This is a genomic window from Luteolibacter rhizosphaerae (assembly GCF_025950095.1).
Taxonomy (GTDB): Bacteria; Verrucomicrobiota; Verrucomicrobiia; order Verrucomicrobiales; family Akkermansiaceae; genus Haloferula; species Haloferula rhizosphaerae.
In genome coordinates this window covers 195,771-219,458 of sequence record NZ_JAPDDR010000002.1, presented here as the reverse complement: position 1 = coordinate 219,458, position 23,688 = coordinate 195,771, and the positions used below count along the sequence as shown (strand labels likewise).

Sequence of the window (23,688 nt, the reverse complement as noted above, 5' to 3'; positions counted from 1 at the left end):
ATGAAGAGCTTCAATGTTGCACCGAGAATTCGGGGCTGCAGATGATCAGATACAGGGCGAGCTTCAGGCGTCCGTGGTGCCACTGCCATCCACCGTCGGCCGGCCCGACACGCGCCATCGCCTCCCGGATGATTTGGAAGGATTCCGGCTCGAGGGTTCCGCCTGTTAGAACAAGGTCGAGACGGCGCAGCAGCGGATCCGGATCGAGCGGCTGCACGTTCGGCTGGTCTTGGTTGATCGCGGATGCCGGGACGTTCATCAGCCACTCCTGATCGAGATTCAGCACGGCGGAGCGCTCCGGCTTCGAAGCGCCCAGGCCATACTCCGCATCCACCATCTGGTTCCAGAAGAAGTTCGGAGCAGTCACGCACGAGGCGGCATTCACGATCTGCAACTCCGGTGCCACTAGCCCGGCCGAAGCCAAAGGCCCCGGAGGCATATAGGTAGGCAGGTAGAAGTTGAAGACGCTCGGAGAGTTCAAGGGCTCCTGCACGTGATTCTCGTCGAGATTGGAAAGGTAGAACCACCCCGCCTGCGTGGAGGCATTGAAGGCACGCGCCACATTCACCGTCCGCAGGAATGGCTCGCGCAGCTTGCCGAAGGTAGGGTCGGACATCTTCGCCGGATCCCGCGCCTCGGGGTCCATCAGGATCGCCTTCACGGTTCGCCCCATGTCACCGCGCGGGGTCGCATTGAAGGCCGCGGCGACGCGGCCGATGTAGGCAGGCGATGGATTGGAAGTGACCAGACGCTGGATCAGAAGGCGCCCGATGAAAGGCCCCACGTTCGGATGATTGGAGAGATTCGCGATCGCCGCATCCACATCCGCCATCGTCGCAGTCCCGGTATTCCCTGCACTCGCCGTCCGCGCCGGAGTGGTTGCCCCCAACAGCAGCGTCTTAGGCCCGAGGTCGTGATGCTCGTCCCAACCCTTCATTGGGACCCTGAAGTCACCGTCCCAAGCGCCGAACTGAAGGGGCGAGCTATTCGCCATCGCCCCGAAGGACAGGCCCGTGAAGACCCGGGCGAACTCGGTGATATTCGCATTCGAGTAGGTCGGAATCGACTGCCCCTGAGCGTCCAGGATGTGACTACCATCCGGGTTCAGCATCCATAGGCCGATACTGAAGAGCTGCATGACCTCCCGCGCGTAGTTCTCGTCCGGGAAGGTCCGGTTAACCGGATCGGACTTCTTGTTCGCGAAGTGACTGAGATAGTGCCCCATGCAGGGATGCATCGAGACGTCCTTCAAGAGCGTCTGATAGTTCCCGAAACTGCCTTCCAGGAGCTTGTCGTAGTAGTGGGCCATGGCCGCCGGCTCTACCGCGAGGCGCTCCATCCGGTCGCTGATGACGAAGATCTGGCTGAGCGCAAAGGCCACGCGCTGCCGCAGCGGATCGGGCAGTTGCTCGGTGCTGGCATCCGGCCGCAGCTTCGGCAGGCCCATCGCCCGGCCCCACCACGCGTTCATCTTCGTGTTGTTCCAGAGCCGGGGATCCGGATCATTCTCCTCCAGTTCCGCCTGCCATTCCATCATCGGCGTCAGACGGCCGATCGGGCGGGTGAGTTGATCATCGATCCAGGCTTCGATGCCCATCGCCATCACCTCTTCCACGTTCTCGGGGATCTGGTCAGGATCGGCAGCCGAGTCCTGATCGGGGCCGAAGCCGGCTTGGATGAGAAAGCGCGCCGCCTCCTTGGCGGAGGGATGACTTGGAGCGGGCTCGGAGATCGAAACCGTCGCGCTATTCGCCACGCTCACACTGTAGCCCGTACCCGCCAGTGCCGTTAGTACGACGGTCTCCGTACTTTCGCCCGTCTGGGCATCCGCAAGCGGATGGATCTTCACGAACAGCTCCCGCTGCCCCGCGGCGAAGTTCGCGACGCCACCGGTAACCGAAGGCGTATAGTCCGATCCCGCCGTGGCCGTACCGCCCAATGAGAAATTCACCGCCAACGGCCTCAAGCCCCCGCTGCGCCGCAGAACCAGCACCGCGGGATCCGGCCAGCCTTCGGCGCAGGCGTCATCATAGCATGCTACACTGATGACATTCGCAGCCGTGAGCCCGGAGACGATCCGCTGCGAGTCCGTCTGGGAGTAGCGGCCCGTGCGGTTGCTCGAAGGATCGAAGCCGATCACCAGCTCTTCCCAGTCGCTCACACCATCCGCGTCGCTATCGATATCCGAAGGCTCAACCTTGAAGAAGGCCCGGCCGCTAACGACACCGAGGGTGCGCTGCAGCGGGACACCCGTCCCGGGAATGTTCTGCTCGAAGGCCGACCACGTCTGGAGGTTGGTGCTACTGCGAATCGCGTAGCGCTTCCCCGCCATCCCTTCCCACGCGAGCGTGAGCTGACCCCCGGCCCCGCTAACGATCTCCATCTTGGGACGCGAAACACCGCTAAAGGGATTCGTCCCTGCCGCGCTCTCCAAGCTATTGCTCCAGCCGTCGCCGTCGGCATCGCCACCGGCGGGCAGCCCGCTGGCACCGAAGACCATTTCCCATACATCGCTCTGCGAGTTCCCGTTGCTATCCAGTGCAGATGCGGAAACGGGAAGGAGGATGACGAAGGCGGCGAGTGGCGAGAGCCCGGTCTTCATTATGACACCGAGCCTGACTATCTTTATAGATAAAACAAGCCTATGCCGCGTCCTATTCTTTATAAGGACCAAATAGACTCGCCCGGAGATCGGAAATGGGCCGTCGAGTTACAGCATTCTGCACCGGAATCGCATTTTTCGCGCATAAAGCCGAGGCCTCGGGCACGGGCGGTGAATGTGTCGGCATCCACCCGCCCGCACCCTTTGCTCCTAGCGAATGGCCCCGTTGAGGCCAGCAGGGAAGAAGAGCCCGGCCGCGGCGTTCACACCGCCATAGACGATATTCAGCACCTGACGCGTGCTGCGGCTAAAGGCCACCGAGTTGGTATCGGCCGGAACGATGTTCGCCTCGCCCGCGACGAGGATCCCTTGATCGAGGGCCGGAGCGCCGCTCGGCTGGTTGTCGAGGGACGCACGCAGCGCGGAGATCGCATTCACCGTGTTCTGCACCTGCGTCCCCTGCTGGAAGAGAAGCGTGCGCACCATGCCGGCATGATACGCCTCCACCCCGAGGATACCGGCCGCCGCTTCCAGGAAAGCCTTGTTCGTGACTAGCGGGCTCGCACCTTTGTAAGCGGTGACGCCCACGTCTTCGAAGATGAAAGCACCTAACAGGAAGTTCAGCTCGTTTGCGAAGGGATCGAAGGGCCCGATGCCAAGCAGGGTGCCGAGCGCATTGAAGCTGTTCTGCAGATCGATCTGCGGACGCGCGACCTGATCGAAACGGGTCGAGCCAAGGGCGGCGCGCAGGAAGCGCACGTGATTCGCTTCATCTTCCGCAATTTCGGCGGCGTACTGCGCGATGGCCGGAGTAGTGAAGTTGACGGCGGGATTCGCCTTCACGACGACACTCCCCGCGGTGCCTGCACCGTCGACGCCGATGCCCATGGCTTCCAAGCCTTGGCCGGTGGTGCCCCGCAGGTAGTATTCCGCCTCAAGATATTCGAGATTCAGGGCGAAGTTCAACACGTCGGCATCGCGGCGGGCCTTCTTGTTTCCAAAGTAGAAGGGCGCTGCTGAAGCGGTGGGAGCGGCGGCCAGCGCGGCGGCACCTACACCGAGACCGACCGACCGCAAGAAGCCACGGCGACCGGAGATAAGTTCAGAAGGAAGATTCGAGGAGTCAGTGTTTGGTTTCATTGGTTGGGAGTCGCTCTCTTGCAACTCCACGTCCTAAGCCATGAATCACCACCCGCCCACTGAAGCCGGAAACCAAATCCCTATGCCCCCATCGCGGCTGCATCAGAGGGACTCGGCAATCATGAGCACTTCCGCAAAAGGCCGACTCTCCAGAAGACCGAAGGCCTCGTGCCTTCCCAGTCTCGCCCGCGTCACGGCCGGGCTGCTGATCCCGCAGAGGAAGCGCGCCAGTTGCCGCGGCGTCTTCAAGGCGGCATGTCGCTCGTCCCGCAGGTTACCGATGACAAGGAGGTCCTCATCCGAAGGTTGCTGCCGCTGCGTGCGCGGGATCGGCTCCGGCTTCAGGCCGCGACAGCGGTCGCAGTGCCCGCACGGCGCCGCCAGGGTTTCACCGAAGTGCCCCGTGACGAAGCCGGTGATGCAGCCCTTTTGCTCGGCGAGCTCCACCACTTCACGAAGACGCTCGAGATCCGCGTCCTCACGACGCCGGAACTTCTCGTCCAAGCGCCGCGCGAGCTCGTGCAGATCGCCCGGGTCCTTCTTGATGCGGTACCCTTGGCGAACTCCGGACTTCTTCAGCGCGATGTCGCCCGCTTCCTCTAGGTAGCCGAGAGCAGCGGTGATCCGCTGCGGATCCTCCCCGGTTTTCAAGGCCACCTCGGACACGTCGAAGGTGTACCAGCTCCGTCCTTCCGTCGCCGCGGCGAAGATCTTTCTCAGAAAACTCTTACGGCGTTCATCGTAGCCCGCCAGCGTCGCTTCCAAGCCGCGGAGCAAACGCACCTGCCAGGTCGACCAGAACACCTTCGTGGCCTCGATCAGCCTCTCTAGCTCCAGGTAGGTCAGCAGTGTGTTCACCACCAGCGGGCGGATGTCGTTCACCGCGGACAGCTCGTAGGTGGAGACATCGAACTCCGATCCGAGCCGCAGCACATGGTCCACCAGATGGCGCACCGCCGCCGGGGACGGCGTGTCGCCGTAGATGAAGTTCTCCAGCGTCACGAGGTCGTCGCCGCAGGCCAGCAACTCGCAGGTGGAGAGCTTGCCATCGCGACCGGCGCGCCCAGTCTCCTGCGTGTAGTTCTCCAGGCTCTTCGGCAGATTGTAGTGATACACCGCCCGGATGTCCGCCTTGTCGATCCCCATGCCGAAGGCGATGGTCGCGACAATCACCCGGGTCTTCCCGGACATGAACGCTTCCTGCGCATCGGCGCGGAACTCATCCGGCAGCCCGGCGTGGTAGGCTCGTGCCGCGAGACCGTTCTTCTGCAGGTAGGTCGCCACTTCTTCCGCGGTATGCTGGAGGGTCACATACACCACCGCCGCCCCTTCGCTTCCGCTGAGGCGCTGCAGTAGATGTTCCTTCCGCTCCGCCGCGCTGACCGGCGTGACCCGCAGGTCCAGATTCGCGCGATGGAAGCTGAGCTGGATGTGGTCCTCCCTCGCGATCCGGAAAGCCGCGCGGATATCCTTCGCCACGCCCGGAGTCGCCGTGGCCGTGAGACAAAGCACGCGCGGCACCTTCAGGTCGCGGCACAGTTTCGCCAGCTTCAGGTAGTCGGGCCGGAAGTTGTGGCCCCACTCGGAAATGCAGTGCGCCTCGTCGATCGCGACGAGGGCGATCTTCAGCTTCTTCAGCCGTGCGCGGAAGCCCTCGTTCGAAAGCCGCTCGGGGGCGACGTAGAGCAACTTGAGCGAGCCGTCGCCCAGCGAGCGGATCACCGCTTCGTAGTCCTCCCGCTCCAGGCTGGAATCGAGCCGTGCCGCCGCCACGCCCTTCTCGCGCAGGGCGTCCACCTGATCCTTCATCAGCGCGATCAGCGGCGAAACAACCAAGGTCACTCCCTCCAGCAGCAGCGCCGGGAGCTGATAGCAGAGCGACTTGCCACCACCCGTCGGGAACACGGCCAGCATCGACCGCCCTTCCATCAAGCCCTCCACTACCTCCCTCTGCCCGCCACGGAATCCGGAATGCCCGAAGCGGGAATTCAGTGTTTCATAGAGCAGGTCATCCGGCACGCCCCCGGAGATGCCGCCTCCCTCCTGAAAGCACAAGCCTGACAAGCGAACGCCGGAGCGCTAGGGAGTCACCGCATGATTGAGAAATGCTTGGCCTGCGGCATCGAGAAGGACAGCTCGGTCAAGGAGATCTATCCCTATCCGGACCAAGGCCTGATAGACGATCCCATCGATCCCTTCTTCACGATCGACTGCCAGGAGCTCCGCCCCGGGGAGGAGAGCGACTGGAGAGTGGTCCGGGTCTGCCATGAATGCTTTCACCGCATGGATCCGGACATGTGGATCAGCCGCGAGGGCTGGGAATCGCTGGAGCCGGTGACGCCCTTTGAGACGCTTCCGAAGCTCCCGTAGCGGGATTCCCGATGAAGTTCCCCGGTCTTGCCGCCGCGCCCGCTTGCTTCCATCATCCCGCCATGCCGCGCTTCATCGCTAACGCCGACTACGAGGAAAAGGATAGCAACCCGATCCGTCTGGAAGCGGGGAACGAAGTCACCGTCGGACCGGTGGACCGTGCTTGGCCCGGCTGGGTCTGGGCCGAAGATGATGACGGCAATGACGGCTATGTGCCGGAGGAAATTCTCGAGCCTTTGGGCGAAGGCCGCTTTGCCGCGATGGAAACCTTCGATCCCACCGTCCTGTCCATCAAGCGCGGCGACGAACTCGAATCCCTCAAGCAGATCCACGGCTGGCATTGGTGCAAAAGCGCCACCGGCCAGGAGGGTTGGGTCGCCGGGTATCTTCTGAAGCCTGCCGCCTGAAGCCGGACAGGTGATAAAAAGTGAAGCCGGGGCCCTCCCGCCCCGGCTTCGATCGCTACCAAGGAAATGGATCCGGCGATCACTCGGCGCTGGCCGCGGTCGCCACGCTGCCCATCGCCGTAAGGTCGAGGAGCGCCGCCGGACCGGCAATCGGTCCCACGAGGGTGGCGGCTCCGGTCGTCAGATTGACGGTGTAGAGCGAGGCACGCTTGGACTTTCCGAACTTCAGCTTCTTTTGCAGGCTGGCATAGGCAACCCCATTGCTACCCGCGATGTCGAAGCCGATGTTGTTCGTCACATTCAGCCCGAGCGCTCCCACGGTGTTGAGAACGCCGTCATTCGGCGGACTCTGGGTCACGAGGGTGTCTCGTCCCGCATCGATGTTAAAAAGCGTGGTGCTCAGGGGCGTGGGGCTCACGCTGTTGGTATAACCGCTACCCGAAATGTCCGGAGTGGCTCCGGCAGCCGCGTCGCCATTCGCATAGACAAGGTTGAGATCGGTGAAGGCAATTGCTCCGGTATCCGGATGAGCCCGGAGGTTCTGGCCCGTATTGCTGACGATGCGGATGCGATCGACCGTCGGATTGAAATCAAACCCGAAGCGGGTGCCGCTGAGGGCCGGGGTGAAAGGAGCGCTGCCGATCGCGGTAGCCGCTCCGGTTTCCGTATTGATGGTATAGAGGCGGCTGGTCTTGCCGAGCGCGTAGAGCTGCCCGGTGGCAGGGCGGCGATCAATGCCGAGTAAGGCCTCACCCTTGGGCAGGCCGGTGATCTTGATCACCTCCACACTCCCGGGATCGGAAGACGTGAAGAGGACGAGTTTGTTCTTCGGGCCGAGTCCGGCCAAGAGCTCCTGCGCGGTGGCGGGAGCGAGCGTCGCCGCAAGCAGGGCGAGGCTGAGGATCATCTTGGTTTTCATGGTTTCCTTGTGGGGTTGGGGTATTCGCTGTCGTTTCGCGCCCGGGGAGCTATTCCGGACATTTGCCATGCTAGCACCCGCGCGCGCTCCATCCATGGAAGCCGGACACCAAATCCCTATGGGGGCATTTCATCCCCGCCCGGGGGTTGACGCGCCGGGATTCGCGTGGAACAGGAAAGCGCCTCTGTCGCCTATGAAAAACCGCCTGTTCCGACTCGCCCTCTGCCTCCCGCCGCTGCTCCTCGCGAGCTGCACGACCATCCCCGAACTCGGCGGGATGATGGACCGCGGCGGCACCCGCAACCGCAGGATCGTGGTGAAGCTCGGCGAACAAAAGGCCTACCTCTACCAGCACAACGAACTCTCGGCTGTCTCCCCCATCTCCTCCGGACGGGAAGGAAAAGGCACCCCGACCGGGCGTTTCAGCGTGATCCAGAAGGACGCCGACCACCGCTCCAGTCTCTACGGGAACTACGTCCGCCACGGCAAGGTGGTGAAGGAGAACATCGACATCCGCAAGGGCGGCCGCCCCGCAGGCTCGAAGTTTGAGGGGGTGCCGATGCCCTATTTCCTTCGCTTCAGCGGCGCCTACGGCCTGCATGCGGGAAATGTCCCGGGCTATCCCGCTTCGAGCGGTTGCGTCCGGCTGCCGCAGCGGCACGCCAAGCGCTTCTACGACGCGGTGCGTCTCGGCACGCCGGTGATCGTCCAGCGCTGAGCAGGCAGGCTTTTTCCACTCGAAAATCACGGAAAAGCGGATATTGAATTATGCCGTGATATCCCTTCGCGGCATCCTCCTCTGCGCTCTCGCTTCGTCCCTTCCGACCTCTGCCTGGGCCCAAATCCGGACTTGGACCAACAGCGCCGGCCAGACCTTCCAAGCCCAGTTCGTGCGCTTGGACGGGAACAACGTGATCTTCTCCATGGAAGGAGGCCGAAGCTTCGTTTCATCGCTGTCCTCTCTCTGCGCCGCCGACCAAACCTCCATCAAGAATCAGGCCAACGCCATTGTCACGCCGGCAGAGTCGCCTGCCCCGGCGGTCGCGGCACCCGCCAAACCGCCCAACTTCGGCTACCCGTGGCCGACCGAGGTCCGCGTCGACGGTGCCTCCCAATCCCGCGTGGTGTCCGAGGACGCCAAGAAAGGCATCTACATCTACGAGAGCCCGCACTACCGCTTCACCTGCGATGTGAAGCTGAGCTCCGACGTGCTGCGGAATTTCGCGATGATGTTCGAGACCACGTGGAAATACATCTCCAGCCTGCCCCTCGGACTGGACGGCGGACTCCAGCGGCAGGGCCGCTATGACATCCTCCTCTTCGGCGACTCCGCCAACTACGTAAGAGCCGGAGGCTCACCCAATAGTGCCGCCTGCTTCGTCCCCTCGCGCGGACTCGTGATGGCTCCCGTCGAAAGTCTGGGCCTGATCAAGTCACCCCTCGGCTACAGCATCGACGTCACCAAAACCAATCACGTCCTCATCCACGAGCTCGCCCACCAGCTCACGCCATCCGCATACATGAACCCCTCCACCAACGGATGGTTCACGGAAGGCATCGCCGAGTATGCATGTACCACACCCTACAGCTGGGGCTACTTCCGCTGCGATCCCCATGGCAATGCCGCCATCGCCTACGCAACCGCCCGCGGCGAAAAAGGGAAAGGCGGCCGGGCGCTTGGGACAAAGATACAAGCACCTCGCCTTCAAACATTTATGCAACTCCCCTACCATCAGTTCAGTGGTCAGGCCGGCAACTTCAACTACGGTCTAGGACTTCTCCTGACCCACTATTTCTGCCACTTGGAAGGCGGCGGCCGGGCCGCCCGGCTCACCGCCTACCTCAAGGCGCTCCGCGCCGGAGAGCCGATCGAGAAGGCCCACGCCGCACTGCTCGCAGGCGGCAGCTTCCAAAAGCTGGAAGCCGAGTTCGCCGAAGCTTGGCGCAAGAAAGGCGTGGAGATCGTCTTTACCGACTAGGCTCAGATCCTCCCCATCAGGAGAAGAATGATCAGAATAATGACGATCAGTCCGAGGCCACCGCTCGGCGCATAGCCCCAGCTTTTGCTGTGGCCCCAAGTGGGCAGCGCTCCGATGAGCATGAGGATCAAGATGATCAGGAGTATGGTTCCAATCATGGCTTGGGTAGGTAGGGATGGAGAAGGAGGAGCCGCAAGCGACTCCTCCAAAGTTCAACTCAGCGGCAGTCGCAGAAGTCCTTGATCGCCTTTTCGACCTCTTCCTTGGTCTGGCCAGTGCGCTTTTGGATGCGACCGACAAGCTCGTCTTGTTTGCCCTCGACATAGTCGAGATCGTCATCGGTGAGCTGACCCCACTTTTGCTTCAACTTGCCCTTCGCGATGTTCCAATTGCCTTTGATTTCAAGAGAGTTCATGGGTTGCTTCGATTGAGGTTGTGGGAAGCACCGCCTTGTGCGGAACGCCCCTCCACCTGTCTATCAGGAGAAGTGCCACTCCACCCTCCTCACTCCAAAGCCCGTTCCAGCAAGGTTTCCAGCCCTTCGGGAATTGATCCCTCTTCAGGCCTGAATGCAGAGTGCATGGCGCCTTGCTGTTCTAAGCACGGTAGCTCGTTCCTCAATTCCGCGTAATGCCGTTTGAACGGATCTCAGGATGAGTGCTGACCTGTTATCCGGGACTTTTCCAAACAACCGGGTTTTACTCCGCCCAGCCCTGCTCGCCGATGCGCCGCTATCTTCGTGCCCGCTACCTCGTACCTGCATTCATCGCCTTGGTGATGATTGTATATGGGGCGGTGAATTCAGCGCGCAGCACCCGGGCGAACCTCGCGGAATTCTATGAGGTGGAACACAGCCGCCAAGTGATCGACCAAGTGCAGCGCTGTGTGGAATCGATGCTCGACCTTGAAACGGGCCACCGTGGTTATGTCATCACCGGCCAGTCGCGATTCCTCCAGCCTTACGAGCGAGCGCGCCTGACCTTGAATGACCAGATCAAGACGCTCGGGGAACTCACCCAAGACAGTCCCACCCAGAAGTCCCGGGTCGAGAATATCCGGGCAGCAGCAGCCGACAAACAGAGGGAACTCGCAAAGGGCATCGAGCTGATCAAGGCGGGCGATGCGGAAACGGCACGCGCGATCGTCGCCACCGGTGCTGGCAAAGAAATGATGGACCGTTTCCGGGAAGGAATCGACGCGATGCGCAGGGAGGAGTCCTTGTTACTCGCCAAGCGGCAGAAGGACTTGGGCCGGAGCTTCGGGGACACCAGCACGGTGGTGGTAATCACTTCGGTGATCGCCATCATGTCGGGAATCATCGGAGCGATCCTCTTGATCCTGTTCCTAAACGCGAGGGGGCGGCAGGAGCGACTGCTCTTCGAGCGCGAGAAAGCCATCCAATCGGACCGCGCGAAAACCGATTTCCTGGCGATGATGAGCCATGAGATCCGCACGCCGATGAACGCGATCCTCGGGTTCGGTGAACTGCTTCACGATCTGGCTGAGAAGCCTCAGGAGAAGCACTTCGCCAAAACGATCGTGAGCAGCGGGAATTCCCTACTGACCCTGATCAACGATATCCTCGACCTCTCGAAGATCGAGGCGGAGAAAATGGAGCTGCGGCCGGAGACGGTGGAGATGCGGCGGTTCGTGGACAATTTAGAAACTTTATTCACTTACCGCGCACAGGAGAAGGGCTTGGACTACCGCTTCGATCTGGATCCGGATGTCCCCGCCTTCCTCTCCTTCGACGCCCTGCGGCTACGGCAGGTGCTGCTCAACCTGATCGGCAACGCGGTGAAGTTCACCCATAGTGGTCATGTGCATGCAAAGCTACGCATGGAAGCGGTGAAAGGGATGGACCGGAAAACGCTTCACTTCGAAGTGAGGGACAGCGGTATCGGCATCGCGGGGGATCAAGTCGGGCAGATTTTCCGGCCCTTTTACCAGGTTGAATCCAAGCAGGGCCGCCGGTTTGAAGGGACCGGTCTGGGCCTCAGCATCAGTGAGCGACTGGTAAAGCTCATGGGGGGGCGATTGGAAGTGCAAAGCCATTTGGGCAAGGGGTCGATCTTCCGTGTTTCGGTGCCGGTCGAGGGTCGGACGGGGCCTGTGCCGGAGCGGCCCGCGGACACCAGCGAGAGGACGGCGGATTTCAACCGCTTGGCTCCCGCCAGGATCCTGGTCGTGGATGATGCGCCGCTGAACCGCGAGCTGATCCGGGGATACTTGCAGGGCACGCCGCATCAGGTGCTGGAGGCCGAGAATGGCGAGCAAGCGGTGGCTCTGTGTGAGCGCCACCCGCCGGATCTCATCCTGATGGATGCCCGCACGCCGGTAGCCGACGGGGCTTCCGCCCATGGCCTGCTCAAGTCGCAGGAGTCCACCCGGAAGATCCCGCTGATTGCCGTTACCTCCTCAGCCTTGGCGGGAGATCCAGAAGAGCTCAAAGGCCTCTTCGACGGCTTCGCGAGCAAACCGGTCAGCCGGGAGCGTCTTTACCTGGAGCTCACCAAGTTTCTCCCGGTGCGAACCACCGCTGCCACCGGCAAGCCCGTGCCGGAGGCGGCACCCGTGACGGATGCGGTGCACGCCGGAGAGTGGCCCGACTTGCAGCGTGAACTGGCGGACCTACGCGATTCGGTTCTACCCGGACTGATCGAACTGGTGCCAGCCCAAGCGACCCTCCGTTTCGCCAAGGAGCTGGCGGAACTGGCCGGGCTGCACGACTGCCCGCCGCTCGCTGAATATGCCTCGCAGCTCGAGCAAGCGGCCGCTCAGATGGATTTCGCCGAGGCCGGCCGCCTGCTGGCCCAACTTCCCGGATTGATCGACAGCTTCAGTCATGCCGACCTTTGATCCACTCCCGGGCCCGGCCAATTCGTCATTGATTCTCGTGGTCGATGACGAGCCGAAGAACATCCAGGTGGTGGGTCCGATGCTGCTCCGCCAAGGCCACGAGGTCATCGCCGCGGGTAGTGGCGAGGAGGCCTTGGCCAAGCTGCGGAGCACCACTCCCGATCTGGTGCTCATGGATGTGATGATGCCGGGGATGACCGGCTTCGACCTCTGCCGCCGGCTCCGCTCGCAACCCGAATGGCAGGATATACCGGTGATCTTCCTCTCCGCCGTGACGGACAAGAGCTTCATCATGGAGGCTCTGGCGGCCGGGGCGGTGGACTACGTGACCAAACCTTTTCACGGGCCCGAGTTACTCTCGCGCGTGCAGGTGCATCTGAACCTGCAAAGTACCCGCAAGCGCCTGGCGGAGGCGATCGACGAGCGCAACCGCGTGCTGGAAGTGGTGGCCCACGATCTCAAGAACCCTCTCGGTGCCGTCCGCTTCGCCAGCTCCATGCTTCAAGAGCAAAGCGCATCGATGGACCAGACCCATAGCGCGCTGGTGGCCAGCATCGGTGATGCAACCGACAGGGCGCTTGAGATCGTGGGCTCGCTCCTGCAGACACGGCAGATCGAGGAGGCGAAGGCGGAGATGGGCCTGACGTCACTTTGCCTCCGCGAGTATACGGAAGAAGCCATCAAGAGCTTCCTGCCCTTGGGGAAGCGCAAGAGCATCGCGATCAGCATGGAGAGCTCCGGAGAGCGCATTCCCGTGCAGGCGGACCGTCGGTCCTTGCTCTGCTCCCTGGAGAATCTGGTTTCGAACGCGATCAAGTTTTCGCCCCACGGCACCTTGGTAAGGATCAGCCTGCAGCGCGACGCGAAGTCCGGCGTCTTCCTGATCGACGATGAAGGCCCGGGGGTGGCCGAGGACGAGCGGGACCAGCTTTTCAAGAAGTTCACCCGTCTGAGCAGTCGCCCGACCGGGGGCGAGGTTTCAACCGGGCTAGGCCTGCACATCGTGCGCGAGCTGGTGGAGGCCATGGGCGGAAGCATCCGCTACGAAAGAGGCCCGCGCGGCGGAGCCTGCTTCGTGCTGCGGCTGCCGCTTGCGGAGTGAGCCTCAGTTCCCGGGCGGGGGCTCGGGCAGCACCTTGGCGCCTTCAAGGAAAGTAATCGTTTCCTCCAAGCCCTTTACCATCTCCGACTCTTCCTTGCCCCGGACCCAAGCCTCGGTGAGTTCGGCCGCTTCCTTGAAGAGCTGACGAGCCTTGAGAAAAGCCGCGAGCGCCTGGCCGGGCGGGCGTTCCTGCTTGGTCCACGCGCGGTACCAGCGACCGTAGAGGTGGCGGCCGTAGTAGAAGCGAGCCCGGAAGGTGCCTTCCATGCCTCCTTCGAGCTTCACGGCAGCCTCGTAATCTTCCTCGGCCTCATCGTCGCGTCCTAACGCGGAGAGCACGTTGGCACGGTTGACCGGCCACTCCGGATCGAAGGGATTGAGGGCCTTGGCCTGGCCGTAGAAATCCGCGGCTTGCGAGAGCCAGTCACGCGAGTCCGCTGCCAGCAAGCCCGGCCGCAACGCGGCATCGCGGGCGATGTGGCCCGCCATGCCTGAAAGCTCGGTGCCGGGCCAAGCGGCCAGCGCATTGTTCAGCTTCTCCGCTGCCAAACCCGGTGAAGTCCTCGCCAGCTGCTCCCTGCCGAACATCACAGGCCAAAGCTCACGGAAGGCTCCGGTAGCCCGCAGGCCAAACATGCCCAGGATGACGGCGAAAGGTAACAGGAAAACCATTGCCCCTCCCGCCCACAGCAGGGGCCGGGCGGCGTAGTCCACACGGTCCACCGCACGGCGGGGCAAGGCAAATCCGAGGGCCAAGCCCAAGTACATGGCCCCCGGAATGGTGTGGGTCACGAAACTGAAATTCGAGTGCACCAAGGTCCCCACCATCGCTGCCAGACCACCGCACATCATCGCATCGATCGCCCGGAGTGAGGGTGGCGAGGGGCTCTCCCCGATCATCAAACCGGCAGCGCCGCACAGGATGACGACCAGTACGGCCGCAGCGATCAGGCCGGCACCGACCCAGCCGTAGTCGACGGCCGCTTGCAGAAGCTCGTTGTGAACGAAGTCGTCGTTGGGAGGCTGGAGGCCGCTTTCCGAGGGTTTCCATGCGGCATATTTCTGCCAACCGAAGCTCCGGCTACCACCGCCGCTCACGGGGTGATCCATGGTGAGGTCGACGGCGGTGCCGTATCCGTGCAAGCGGGAGCGATTGTCAGCAAAGCGCTCAAGATTCCCGTCAGTAATCCCGCGGCGCTCTTGGAAATGCTTCATGGTAGGCACCGCAACCGCGGCGAGCACCAGCGGCATCGCAAGCGTGGCGATTCCCAAAACCACGCGCTTCTTCGACTTCTCGCGCCACGCGGCCAAGGCCGAGAGCGCAAGCAGGGTGCCCGCGGCGACGCAGAGCGAGAGCATGCCACCCCGCGAGCCGGAGAGGAAGATACAAGCGACACTCGCAAGCGCTCCAAGTGCCTGGAGGAGACGCTCGGCAAGGGAGTCCTTGGCCAAGAAAGCGCGCGCCGAGAGGAAGACGGCTGAAACCAGCGAGAAGTCCGCGAGGTGATTGTAATGCCCGAAGAGGCCGGAAGGGAAAGTTGCCGGGCGATGCTGGAAGGGCCATGCAACCGAGGGATCGCCCCGCTGCTGGAGAGCGAGCACCAAGTCCACGATTCCCAGAACGGCCAAGGCGGCCATCAAGAGACGCACTGCCGCCCCGGCGGGTGCGGCTAGCAAGGCCCAACAAAAGGACGCCATCATGCCCGCTACGAGCAGAGCATCCGAGCGGGCAAACTCGCGGACCGGACTTCCCCAGCAGCGCCACAGGACCCATCCCCAAGCCAAGGCGAGGAAGGTCAGCGCGATCCAAGTTCCCTTCCCTCGCTCCTTGAGACCGATCGCGCCACTACAAGCCGTGAGGAGCGCGGCGGCCAAGGCCGTCAACGCAGGGCCCCACGTGTAGTCGAGCGTTTGACCACCGAAGGCAACCGCCAAGGCAAGGGCGGAAGCGATAAAAAGACCCGAGACGAATTGCATCAGCACCGCGCGATATTCGATTCCTCAATTCGCCCCCCGACCGAGCAGAACGGCGGGAATCGTGCGAAAGAGAATCTTGATGTCGAGCCACAGCGACCAGTTGTCAATGTAGCGGAGATCCATCTCCACCCACTGTTCGAAGCTGGTGATCTTGTTACGCCCGCCTGCCTGCCACTCACAGGTGATGCCGGGCTTCACACTAAGACGGCGGCGGTGTTCCGATTTCTCGAAGGCGTCCACCTCATAGATCGGTAGAGGTCGCGGCCCCACCAAGCTCATGTGGCCTCGCAGGACATTGAGGAGCTGGGGCAACTCGTCGATGCTCAGTTTCCGCAAGAGCGCACCGAAAGCGAAGACGCGGGGATCGCGGTCGAGCTTGAAGACCGGTCCCTCCATATGGTTGCCGTGTTCTTCCTTCACCTTGGCAAGCTGGGCCTCGGCATCCGGCACCATGGTCCGAAACTTCCACATCCGGAAGGGCTTGCCATAGCGGCCGGCCCGGCGCTGGCGGAAGAAGACAGGGCCGCTGGGGCTGGTAATCTTGATGCCGATAATCGCGATCAACCACAGGGGTGAGGTGAAGAAGATCAAGAGGAAGGAGCCGACCATGTCGATCACCGCCTTGCAGGCCAGCTCCCAAGACAGCTCGGGAGTGGAGCGGAGGACCAGCATCGGCTTCTTGCCAATGACATCGAAGGTAGGCCGGGCAATCTGCGTACGAATGAAGGAGGCAACAATCCACGCCTCCACGCCCTGCAACTCGCAAGCCTCCACGCCTTCCGCGACCTTGCCGAACTCGGTGTCCCGGGCGGCGAAGATCACGCGCTCCACGGACTTCTCCTTGAGGAGGGCATACAGTTCGTCGACAGGGCGCTGGGCGAGATCGAAGCGGGCGACGATTTTCCACAGCCCGCTGACCTCCTCGTCCACCTCGCCGAGGAAGGCGTCGATCTCCTCGTCGGAGCCGGCAATAATGATCCGCTCCTTGGCATAGTCCCGCAGCTCCTGGCGGTGCAGGTAGGAGTGGAATGCGCGATCCCGGGCGAAAAGAATGAGGAGCGTGAGGGCCCCACCCACACCGAGGATCAAACGGCTGGCACCGGAGATCTGCGCGAAGACGACCATCATGCCGATCGCCAAGGCCATGAACAGCAGGGCCTTCACGAGCTGGCTGAAGGCCTGCAAAGGGGTCTTGGTCCGCGGGCGGCGGTAGAACTGGAAGAACTCGAGGGCGAGCGGGGTGAAGGGGACCACGATGTAGAGCACCCAACTCATCTGCGAGAGGCTCATCTCGCCATCATTGTAAGCGCCCAAGGTCTCGCGAATGGGGCCGCGGAAAAAGGAGGCCATCCAGAAGGCGAACCACACCAAGCCTGCGTCGAGCAGTTGGAGCAGTTGGATCGAGAACGCTTCTTTACGGCCGACAGGCATGAATCAAATTCCTACGCGAGGGCCTAGATGAAACCGGAAGCTCCCCGGCAAGGCAAGCCCAAGCTCCCGCCAGAGAAACACGCTTTCAGGGGATACCGCGCGAGTTCCCGAGGCTCTCCCATCGAGCAACGAAAGCGTCACCTGCCGATCAGGATGAAGGCAAAGATAGGGCCGACCGCTGGCCTTGGAGAGGGCCAAACGGCTCCTTCCACTACCCCATCGCCATCAGTTTGCCGCCAGACGGACGCCGGCGAGCGTCAGAAACTCCTTCTACCCAAACGGCCTGAGCGGGCATCCGCCAGTGCCAGGCGCCAAGTCCGCCAGCGGGACGAGGACCAGCCATCATGGAGGAGGGTGGCGAGGAGATGCAGGAATCCGATCGCCCAGCCCTGCCCGCGAGATCCCTCCCGGAACTTCAACCACACGGTATTCCTCACCTCGTAGTAGAATTTCCAATCCTCCAAGCCGGTTTCAAACCAGAAGTCTTTCGTCCCGATCTTCCAGCGGCGAAGGTTCTTCGCCGAGGGATGGTCGAGCACCGAGTCCCTGACCGCCTCGAAGCGGAAACCGGCGGCGGCGAGACGGCGGGGATACTCCTCATCCTCGCCGCGGATGAAGAGCTCGCCCAGAACGGGGCCGGCTCTCTCCCAAGCGGCACGGGGAACCAGGGCACCGGTCCATGAGGCGCGGCTTTCGACACAGGCGGGGCCCGGCCACTCGTCCGGATGACGGATGGTCTCCCATGCGCCCGATGCCGAGCGGACGGGGAGAGGCCATGAGTAGTGGCCTCCCGTCGGATCGACTTGGAGGCTGTGGCGGACGGTGTGAGCGTCGAAGCCGTCTTCTAACAGAGCGCCCAGAGCCCCGGAACGCGGCCAAGAATCGTCATCTAGAACCCAGACGGCGTCGGCACCGTGGGCAAACGCGTGATCCATGGCAACCTGCACCCCGCCGGCATTGCCGAGATTGTCGCCGGTATCCACGACGGTGAGGCGATCCCATGCCAAAGCGCGCAGGGCCTCCGGAGTGCCGTCGGTGGAGGCATTATCGCCCACTACCACCATGTCCGGCTGACGGGTCTGGGCCTGCAAGCGGCGGATGCACTCCAAGGCAGTGGCGCGCCGGTTGAAGCAGGCGAAGACGGTGGCGATGCAGGGGGAAGAGGGCATGGAAAGATCAATTCGAAGGATGCCGCCGCGGGGATCCCTTGGCAGGGCTCGCTCCGTTACAGGAGTTTTATGATTCCCTTCCACGCACGCGCTGTGATCCACAGGACGCCATCTACCAGTCCGTTCAGGTAGGGATCTTCAAACAGCGTCAGCCCGTATGCGCGGCGGATGGCGCGGGACTCCACGTGCTGGCGCTCAGCCTTGAGGATGGCTTCGAGATCACGCGTCCGGCCGAGATGCTTGGAAGAAGTGTTGCCACCATGCAGGCGGAAGTCCGCGACATCCAGCGGGATGCGATCGAAGTTCAGGCCCTGCGCATGGAGACGGGCATAGAACTCACCATCCATGACATAGCGGAAGTCCTCGCGCAGCCGATGCCCGGGATCGATCACGCTGGAGCGCCGGAGAAAGCACGCGGTCGAGCCGATGTAGCAGCAGTGGTGGACATGGACGAAGGGTGACCACGAAGGAACGCGGATGCTGCGAAGGAAGCTGCCGCCTTCATCCACGAAATCGTAGGCTCCGTAGAGGATGTCCGCTGTGGAATTCGCAGCCGCTTCCTTTACTCGCGAGAGGACGCCGGGCTTCAAGCGATCATCGGAATTGAGCCAGATCACCCACTCGCCCGTGGCGCGGTCGAAGCCTTTGTTGATGGCATCGGACATGCCCTTGTCCGGCTCCTGTGACCAAGCGAGATGCGGGAAGCGGGCCGCCACCGCAGCGCTGTCATCGGTCGAGCCGCCATCGATAACGAGATGCTCGACAGTGACCCCTTCCTGCCGGGCGACGCTCTCCAAGCAATCGGCAAGAAAGCGACCGTAGTTCAGGTTCGGGGTGATGACGGTGAAATCCATCGGCACTTAGTTCGTGCGGACGCGATCGCGTAAGGCAAGCCGCTTTGCGCTTTCCGACCCGGGTAAATTCAACTTCTCTCCGGCGTGCCCCGCCCCGCCGCTGCCGCTTGCGGATATCTTCTGGCCTTGCTCGCGCTCTGCGCCTGCACTTGGGCGCTGTGGCAGTGGCGTTTCATCCCTGCAACGGAGTCACCCGCGCTGACGCTGAACTACACTCCGGAAGGAATCTCGCGCTCGAGTTCCGGACCCGTGCAGCGACAGGAAGATGCCTTGTTACTTCCCGCAGGTGGAGAGATCCCGCAGGTGGAGTATCTGTGGACTCAAGCGCCCGCCACCCGACATGCGCATGTGGCCCTGAGAGTTTCCTGCCGCGGTGTGAAGCTGGGGAAGATGGCCTGGGACGACGCGCGCGTGATCCTGATCTGGCTCGATAGCAGCGGCAAGATGGTGCAGGGCCACCTGCCCCTGTGGTCCGGGCGCGGCGACCGCCCGATCTACTATCGCGATATGGTGGTGCCTCTCGCGCGTGCCGGCACTCTGCCGAAGCTGATTCTGGAGAACCGTGGCAGTAGCGGTGATTTCACGATCGAGTCGATTCAGGTCCAAGCCGTGAACTACCGCCCCGGATTTCTCTGGATGACGGTCTCCCTCGTAGCCGGCTGGCTGGGAGTGATCGCGTGGGGCCTGCGCCGATGGGTGGCTGAAAAGCCTGTGGGATCCCTACGGGTGCTGGCCGCAGGGGTGGTGTGGGGAGGGTTCGCCTGGGCTTACTGCTTGCCCGGGCCTTGGATCCCCTACCCCCCGATGGGCACGCCCTATCCGATTGAAGCCGTAGCAGCCCCTCCACCGCCGCCACCCGCTCCAGCACCGAAGCCCGCGAGTCCCGCTCCACTTGCTCAAGGCAATCCGGCGCCGGTAGTTCCTCCCGCACCTGCGCCAGCGCCCCCACCCATCGCGGCGGCGCTCGCCAAACCCGCGATCCCTGCCGAGCCCGTTTCCCCGGAGCGCTTGGACGGCGGGATGGCGCGCTGGCTCTTCAATCAGCTGCCCTACCTCAAGCGGCCGCTCCACCTGCTTGCATTCACAGGCCTAAGCGCCCTGCTGGCCTTGCTCACGGCAAGCCGCAGGGCTGTTTGGCCGGCGATCATTCTCGGTGGCGTTTCCGAGTTCTGCCAATGGAGCTTCGGATTTGGCTTCGATGGCAGCGATGTTCTCGACCTTGCCTTGGACACCGTCGCCGCATTCGCGGGTCTGATCCTGTGGAGGGCGAGCCTGAGCCTGTGGGCCAAGCGGCCATTCGCCCTCCCGAGAAAGACGGTATCCGGGGTCTAACAGGAAACCATTTCGATCAGATTACGGGCCACGGCGGCAGCGTGAAGGCGAGCGCTCCAATCGCGCGAGATTTGGTCAGGATCGCGCCGGCCGGCGGCCCACTCGGAGATCTCGCGGCACAGGCCTTTTACCAGACCATCGCCGCTCAAGGTTTCGGAAAGGCTGCCGGACTGTTCGCTGGCGAACCAAGCCATGCTGGGAGTCATGGCGGAATCCACTCCTACAATCGAAGCGCCGCTGCACAGGGCTTCTCCGGACGCAATGTGAAAGGACTCGTAGGCGGAACTACAGAAGGAGATCTTTGCCCTCGCCATGGCCGTGGAGAGCTGGTGGTTGGAGACGATGCCGGCCAGGCTGACCCGCACACGCAAGGACGATTCCAAATTCGCGTGCCACCGCGACAATGCGCTCCCCGGCTCGCCGAAGATCTCCGCCCGCCACTCCGGATGCTTGAGCAGAGCCTGCTCGAGGGCACGAGCTAGCAGGTCCGGCCGCTTCTGCCAGTGATCCGTCCAGCGCCCCACGGACACGATGAGGTTCTCCTTCGGAACCGCCTCCCGCCGGGTGAACCAAGCAGCAACCGGATAGGGCAACAGATGAAGCCTGGAGGAGAGATCCGGTCCCAATCGTCCGGCCAATTTCCGATAGCCTCCGAGCGCACGCGGTGAAGGCACGACGATCCGATCGGCCAATTCGAACTGCTGCGCGCGGGTCTTTTCAAAACCCGGAAGACGCAGGGTGTGACCATGAAGCATGCGGGCGGCGAACCACAACAAGCCGCCCCAACTACCCCCGTGGCGATGGCGGAAATACCATGACTCCGCCACCCAATCTCCCCAGGTGCCGAGCGGACCTGTGGTGCCCGTACCATCCTGGATCAGAACCAGCCTCAGCCCTGCCTCACGAATCGCGCGAAGGGTGCGAGTATGCTCGCCCTGGCTCCACGTATGGATCACGACGGCATCCGCTGACAGCCCCTTCCACCAACGTGGGTCGGATAGCTCCGAGGCAGTGGCGCGCACGAGGTCCGCGGCGTCATCGGGACGCGGCTCACCCGCCAGGATAGGCCGGCAATCCGCGCCCGCATCCTGCAAGCCGCGGCACAGGAGACCGGTATCCCGGGAGAAATACGCATCGTTCCCGCAGTAGTCCCGCGGCGCGCAGGTAAGCCAGCGGAGAGGTCGGCTCATGGCGGGGAGAGCAGGCCGGTTTCGACTATTTCCCAAGCGGGCAGGCGCTTCTCTGCGATGGGCGCCAACATCCCGCCCCGATACCAGAGGTCCGGCATAAGCACCCGCTGGCCCTGCTTCTTGCCGAGCCATGCAGCCCACCAGGAGTAGCTGCTGTTCGCGATGATATGGTGCTTGGCCCGGCTCATGAGATGCAAGTCATGGAGGGGGTCGCCTTGCGCTTCGGGGAGCGCGCAGACCTCGGCATCGTCGCCGCCCAGCTGATCGTGACACCAGGCGGGATCGTCCGAGAACAAGAAGAAGCGCGCACCGGCGATCTGCGAACGAAGGAGATCCATCGCCCTACGGTAGTACGCGAGGCTACAGACATCCACGTCGGGATTACCGACATAGTCGGTGCGGCGGACATGAACCGCCACGCTGGGAACGGGCTCCATGAGATCCGCAACGCGACGGGTAGCATCTTGCCAGGGGAGCCGGTCGGTGCGGAGTTCGTCACGCAGGACATCCTCAAATCCCGCGAAGTAGAGGTGCGTCTGGAAGTATCCCATGAGCACGACGGACGACGGGGCTTCGAGGAAGCGCGGGGCGAAGCGGAGGTCCACGGGCGATTCCTTCAATACCGGGAAGCCGGCAAGTTCCCAGTAGTGCCGCCCCGTGAGTCTCCGGAGCGCGCGGGCCATGAAGGGCGACCGTTGACGGATCTCCGCCTTCAAGCCCAAGCGCCGCAAGCAGGAGACCGACGCCCAGCCCGGAGGATCGAACCAAGATCCGTCCATGACCAAGGGAACGCCGTGCTTCTCCGCAAGAACGCGGCCGAGGGCATACTGGAAGAGATTGTTTCCCGTCCGGCCCAGCATGACGACGCGTATCACGGCGGGGGAGAAGGCGATTCGGGTATCATCAGTGCGATGAGTGACGCCGAGTGGAAAGGGAAGAGGCGCACGAAGAGTCCGGTCTCCAGTGCTATGAGCGCTTTCTCGCCGGCGATGCGTGAAACGAGCTCTCCGAAGACAGGCACCTTGCAGTGATCGTGGGCCCAGGCTTCGACACGGAGATTGCAATGGCGCTCGGCGAGATTGCGCAGATGGGAATGATCCCAGCCCTGGAGGTGACCCTCATTCACCGGCTCGGGTTCGCGGCGCAGCGCGCGCGGGCGGGGAAGAGCGCGGAGATTCGGCACTGCCAGCACGACGGCCTTGCGGGCGATCTGACCCAAACTGCGCAGCACTTCCTTCGGGCGGTCCACGTGTTCGAGCACATGGAAGCACGTGACCACGTCGAAGGACTTCCCACCGAACTGGTCGACCGGATCTTGAGGGGATGCCAGTTGTATTGTGTCGCCGTGGGTCTTGCTGATCGCCACGCACTCCGGATCGAGGTCGGTGCCCAAGGCGCGCATTCCCTTACCGGTCGCGAGTCGCAAGGTTTCGCCGCGGCCGCAACCGTAGTCGAGAAGCGAGAGTCCGGACAAGTCACCGAGATGGCGGTGAAGCAGATCCATCCCAACGCGCTTCCAATGATTCTCATGGAAGTGGTTGCGGTTACCCGCTTCATCGATGGTTTTGGGAAGATGCCTCACGATTGATCAAGGCGTGGAAACCAAGCGGGCGTAGATATCGCCGAAGTTCTGGCTTTCTCCAACAAACTCTTCCACCACACGAATCATGGCATCCGCGGAAAGCCATTGGGCGCGTGAGAGCCGCATGGATTCACCCCAGGAATAGTTGAACTCGTAAGAGCCCAGAGCTTCCAGCTTCCTGATACAGGAGACCGCATTCCCGGGGATCTCGGGGGTCCACTCGAAGGAGAATGCGGACAGGGGTTTGGAGAGACCGGCGAGGACTTCGCTCTCGAAACCTTCCACATCGATTTTCACGAAGCGCGGCTCGCCATGCTTCGCAACCAAGGCGTCCAGAGTGGTCACTCCGACCTCTTCCGTCCCGGTCCATGAAACCGCCGCGAAACGTCCGGACTGCCGGGTCTTCTCGACGAACTCGGGGGAGATGGTTGAGAGAACGTGCATTGGCGAAGTCCGCAGAGTTGCAGTGCCAGGCGAGGCCCCCGCCGCCATGGGTTCGATCGTGACTTGCGGGTCCGCGCCGAACTCGCGTTGCAGTTGCCTCACGCAGCGTGACTGAGGTTCGACGGCAATCACCCGGCAGCCCAGCGCCCGGAAGCAACGGACGCGGTTGCCCAAGTTCGCTCCAATGTCGAAGCATAGGTCACCCTGCGAGACAAACTGGCTGTAGAGTCCGCGGAAGTTTTCCACTTCCTCGCGCCGTCTCTGGCCGCGGGTCAGGACCCTGACCAAGAGCGGGGGCAGCAAGTTGCGGTAGATCCAAGCTTTCATGAAG

At 62.7% G+C, this 23,688-nt stretch carries 21 protein-coding genes; 7 read left to right on the top strand and 14 right to left on the bottom strand.

Annotation, left to right across the window (positions count from 1 at the left end; all coding sequences use genetic code 11):
- Positions 1 to 10: 10 nt before the first annotated feature.
- The 3 genes from OJ996_RS03935 to OJ996_RS03925 all read right to left on the bottom strand — a co-directional run bounded on the left by OJ996_RS03935 (position 11) and on the right by OJ996_RS03925 (position 5,761).
- Positions 11 to 2,602, bottom strand: coding sequence for a DUF1800 family protein (locus OJ996_RS03935; RefSeq protein WP_264511389.1), 2,592 nt, complete (start codon positions 2,600 to 2,602; stop codon positions 11 to 13).
- 210 nt (positions 2,603 to 2,812) lie between these two features.
- Complete coding sequence (locus OJ996_RS03930) at positions 2,813 to 3,742, bottom strand: ferritin-like domain-containing protein (protein WP_264511386.1); 930 nt, start codon at positions 3,740 to 3,742, stop codon at positions 2,813 to 2,815.
- Between the two features lie 102 nt (positions 3,743 to 3,844).
- A complete protein-coding gene (locus OJ996_RS03925; protein WP_264511384.1) occupies positions 3,845 to 5,761 on the bottom strand; it encodes a RecQ family ATP-dependent DNA helicase in 1,917 nt (638 codons plus the stop codon).
- 75 nt (positions 5,762 to 5,836) lie between these two features.
- Between OJ996_RS03925 and OJ996_RS03920 the strand changes: the two genes are divergently transcribed.
- The gene (locus OJ996_RS03920) at positions 5,837 to 6,112 is read left to right on the top strand and encodes a hypothetical protein (RefSeq protein WP_264511382.1); all 276 of its coding nucleotides are present in this window, start codon (positions 5,837 to 5,839) and stop codon (positions 6,110 to 6,112) included.
- A gap of 62 nt (positions 6,113 to 6,174) precedes the next feature.
- Positions 6,175 to 6,519, top strand: a complete 345-nt coding sequence (locus OJ996_RS03915; RefSeq protein WP_264511380.1) for an SH3 domain-containing protein — start codon at positions 6,175 to 6,177, stop codon at positions 6,517 to 6,519.
- A gap of 79 nt (positions 6,520 to 6,598) precedes the next feature.
- On the opposite strand, the gene OJ996_RS03910 is transcribed toward OJ996_RS03915, so the two are convergent.
- Entirely contained in the window at positions 6,599 to 7,438 is an 840-nt protein-coding gene (locus tag OJ996_RS03910) for a DUF4394 domain-containing protein (RefSeq protein ID WP_264511378.1), read from the bottom strand.
- A 193-nt stretch (positions 7,439 to 7,631) separates the two neighbouring features.
- Here OJ996_RS03910 and OJ996_RS03905 point away from each other — a divergent pair, with 193 nt between their 5' ends.
- Both OJ996_RS03905 and OJ996_RS03900 read left to right on the top strand, forming a co-directional pair.
- Positions 7,632 to 8,156, top strand: a complete 525-nt coding sequence (locus tag OJ996_RS03905) for a L,D-transpeptidase family protein (protein ID WP_264511376.1) — start codon at positions 7,632 to 7,634, stop codon at positions 8,154 to 8,156.
- 55 nt (positions 8,157 to 8,211) lie between these two features.
- Positions 8,212 to 9,417, top strand: a complete 1,206-nt coding sequence (locus OJ996_RS03900; RefSeq protein ID WP_264511374.1) for a hypothetical protein — start codon at positions 8,212 to 8,214, stop codon at positions 9,415 to 9,417.
- A 2-nt stretch (positions 9,418 to 9,419) separates the two neighbouring features.
- Here OJ996_RS03900 and OJ996_RS03895 read toward each other — a convergent pair whose 3' ends face one another.
- Both OJ996_RS03895 and OJ996_RS03890 read right to left on the bottom strand, forming a co-directional pair.
- On the bottom strand, positions 9,420 to 9,575 hold the full coding sequence (locus tag OJ996_RS03895; protein WP_264511371.1) for a DUF3309 family protein: 156 nt from the start codon (positions 9,573 to 9,575) through the stop codon (positions 9,420 to 9,422).
- A 59-nt stretch (positions 9,576 to 9,634) separates the two neighbouring features.
- Positions 9,635 to 9,832: a CsbD family protein gene (locus tag OJ996_RS03890; RefSeq protein WP_264511369.1), complete on the bottom strand. Its 198-nt coding sequence runs from the start codon at positions 9,830 to 9,832 to the stop codon at positions 9,635 to 9,637.
- 308 nt (positions 9,833 to 10,140) lie between these two features.
- Here OJ996_RS03890 and OJ996_RS03885 point away from each other — a divergent pair, with 308 nt between their 5' ends.
- Together OJ996_RS03885 and OJ996_RS03880 are read left to right on the top strand one after the other, a co-directional pair.
- Complete coding sequence (locus OJ996_RS03885) at positions 10,141 to 12,276, top strand: CHASE3 domain-containing protein (RefSeq protein ID WP_264511367.1); 2,136 nt, start codon at positions 10,141 to 10,143, stop codon at positions 12,274 to 12,276.
- The gene (locus OJ996_RS03880) at positions 12,263 to 13,378 is read left to right on the top strand and encodes a hybrid sensor histidine kinase/response regulator (protein WP_264511365.1); all 1,116 of its coding nucleotides are present in this window, start codon (positions 12,263 to 12,265) and stop codon (positions 13,376 to 13,378) included. Before OJ996_RS03885 ends, OJ996_RS03880 begins: the two co-directional genes overlap by 14 nt.
- 3 nt (positions 13,379 to 13,381) lie before the next feature.
- On the opposite strand, the gene OJ996_RS03875 is transcribed toward OJ996_RS03880, so the two are convergent.
- The 4 genes from OJ996_RS03875 to OJ996_RS03860 all read right to left on the bottom strand — a co-directional run bounded on the left by OJ996_RS03875 (position 13,382) and on the right by OJ996_RS03860 (position 18,809).
- Positions 13,382 to 15,355 carry an O-antigen ligase family protein gene (locus OJ996_RS03875; RefSeq protein ID WP_264512185.1) on the bottom strand — a complete coding sequence of 658 codons (1,974 nt, stop codon included), beginning with the start codon at positions 15,353 to 15,355 and terminating at the stop codon, positions 13,382 to 13,384.
- A gap of 24 nt (positions 15,356 to 15,379) precedes the next feature.
- On the bottom strand, positions 15,380 to 16,786 hold the full coding sequence (locus tag OJ996_RS03870; RefSeq protein ID WP_264511363.1) for a sugar transferase: 1,407 nt from the start codon (positions 16,784 to 16,786) through the stop codon (positions 15,380 to 15,382).
- Between the two features lie 257 nt (positions 16,787 to 17,043).
- On the bottom strand, positions 17,044 to 17,955 hold the full coding sequence (locus OJ996_RS03865; RefSeq protein ID WP_264511361.1) for a glycosyltransferase: 912 nt from the start codon (positions 17,953 to 17,955) through the stop codon (positions 17,044 to 17,046).
- 56 nt (positions 17,956 to 18,011) lie between these two features.
- Positions 18,012 to 18,809, bottom strand: a complete 798-nt coding sequence (locus OJ996_RS03860; protein WP_264511359.1) for a glycosyltransferase family 2 protein — start codon at positions 18,807 to 18,809, stop codon at positions 18,012 to 18,014.
- Positions 18,810 to 18,893: 84 nt separating this feature from the next.
- Between OJ996_RS03860 and OJ996_RS03855 the strand changes: the two genes are divergently transcribed.
- Positions 18,894 to 20,141 (top strand): hypothetical protein, encoded by a 1,248-nt coding sequence (locus tag OJ996_RS03855; RefSeq protein WP_264511357.1) that lies wholly within the window; start codon positions 18,894 to 18,896, stop codon positions 20,139 to 20,141.
- On the opposite strand, the gene OJ996_RS03850 is transcribed toward OJ996_RS03855, so the two are convergent.
- From OJ996_RS03850 to OJ996_RS03835, 4 genes are all read right to left on the bottom strand, one after another.
- Positions 20,138 to 21,331, bottom strand: a complete 1,194-nt coding sequence (locus OJ996_RS03850) for a glycosyltransferase (protein ID WP_264511355.1) — start codon at positions 21,329 to 21,331, stop codon at positions 20,138 to 20,140. The two genes, OJ996_RS03855 and OJ996_RS03850, sit on opposite strands and share 4 nt — an antisense overlap.
- On the bottom strand, positions 21,328 to 22,206 hold the full coding sequence (locus OJ996_RS03845; RefSeq protein ID WP_264511353.1) for an alpha-1,2-fucosyltransferase: 879 nt from the start codon (positions 22,204 to 22,206) through the stop codon (positions 21,328 to 21,330). Before OJ996_RS03845 ends, OJ996_RS03850 begins: the two co-directional genes overlap by 4 nt.
- Positions 22,203 to 22,835, bottom strand: coding sequence for a class I SAM-dependent methyltransferase (locus OJ996_RS03840; RefSeq protein WP_264511351.1), 633 nt, complete (start codon positions 22,833 to 22,835; stop codon positions 22,203 to 22,205). Before OJ996_RS03840 ends, OJ996_RS03845 begins: the two co-directional genes overlap by 4 nt.
- A gap of 84 nt (positions 22,836 to 22,919) precedes the next feature.
- Entirely contained in the window at positions 22,920 to 23,684 is a 765-nt protein-coding gene (locus OJ996_RS03835) for an FkbM family methyltransferase (RefSeq protein ID WP_264511349.1), read from the bottom strand.
- Positions 23,685 to 23,688: the final 4 nt, after the last annotated feature.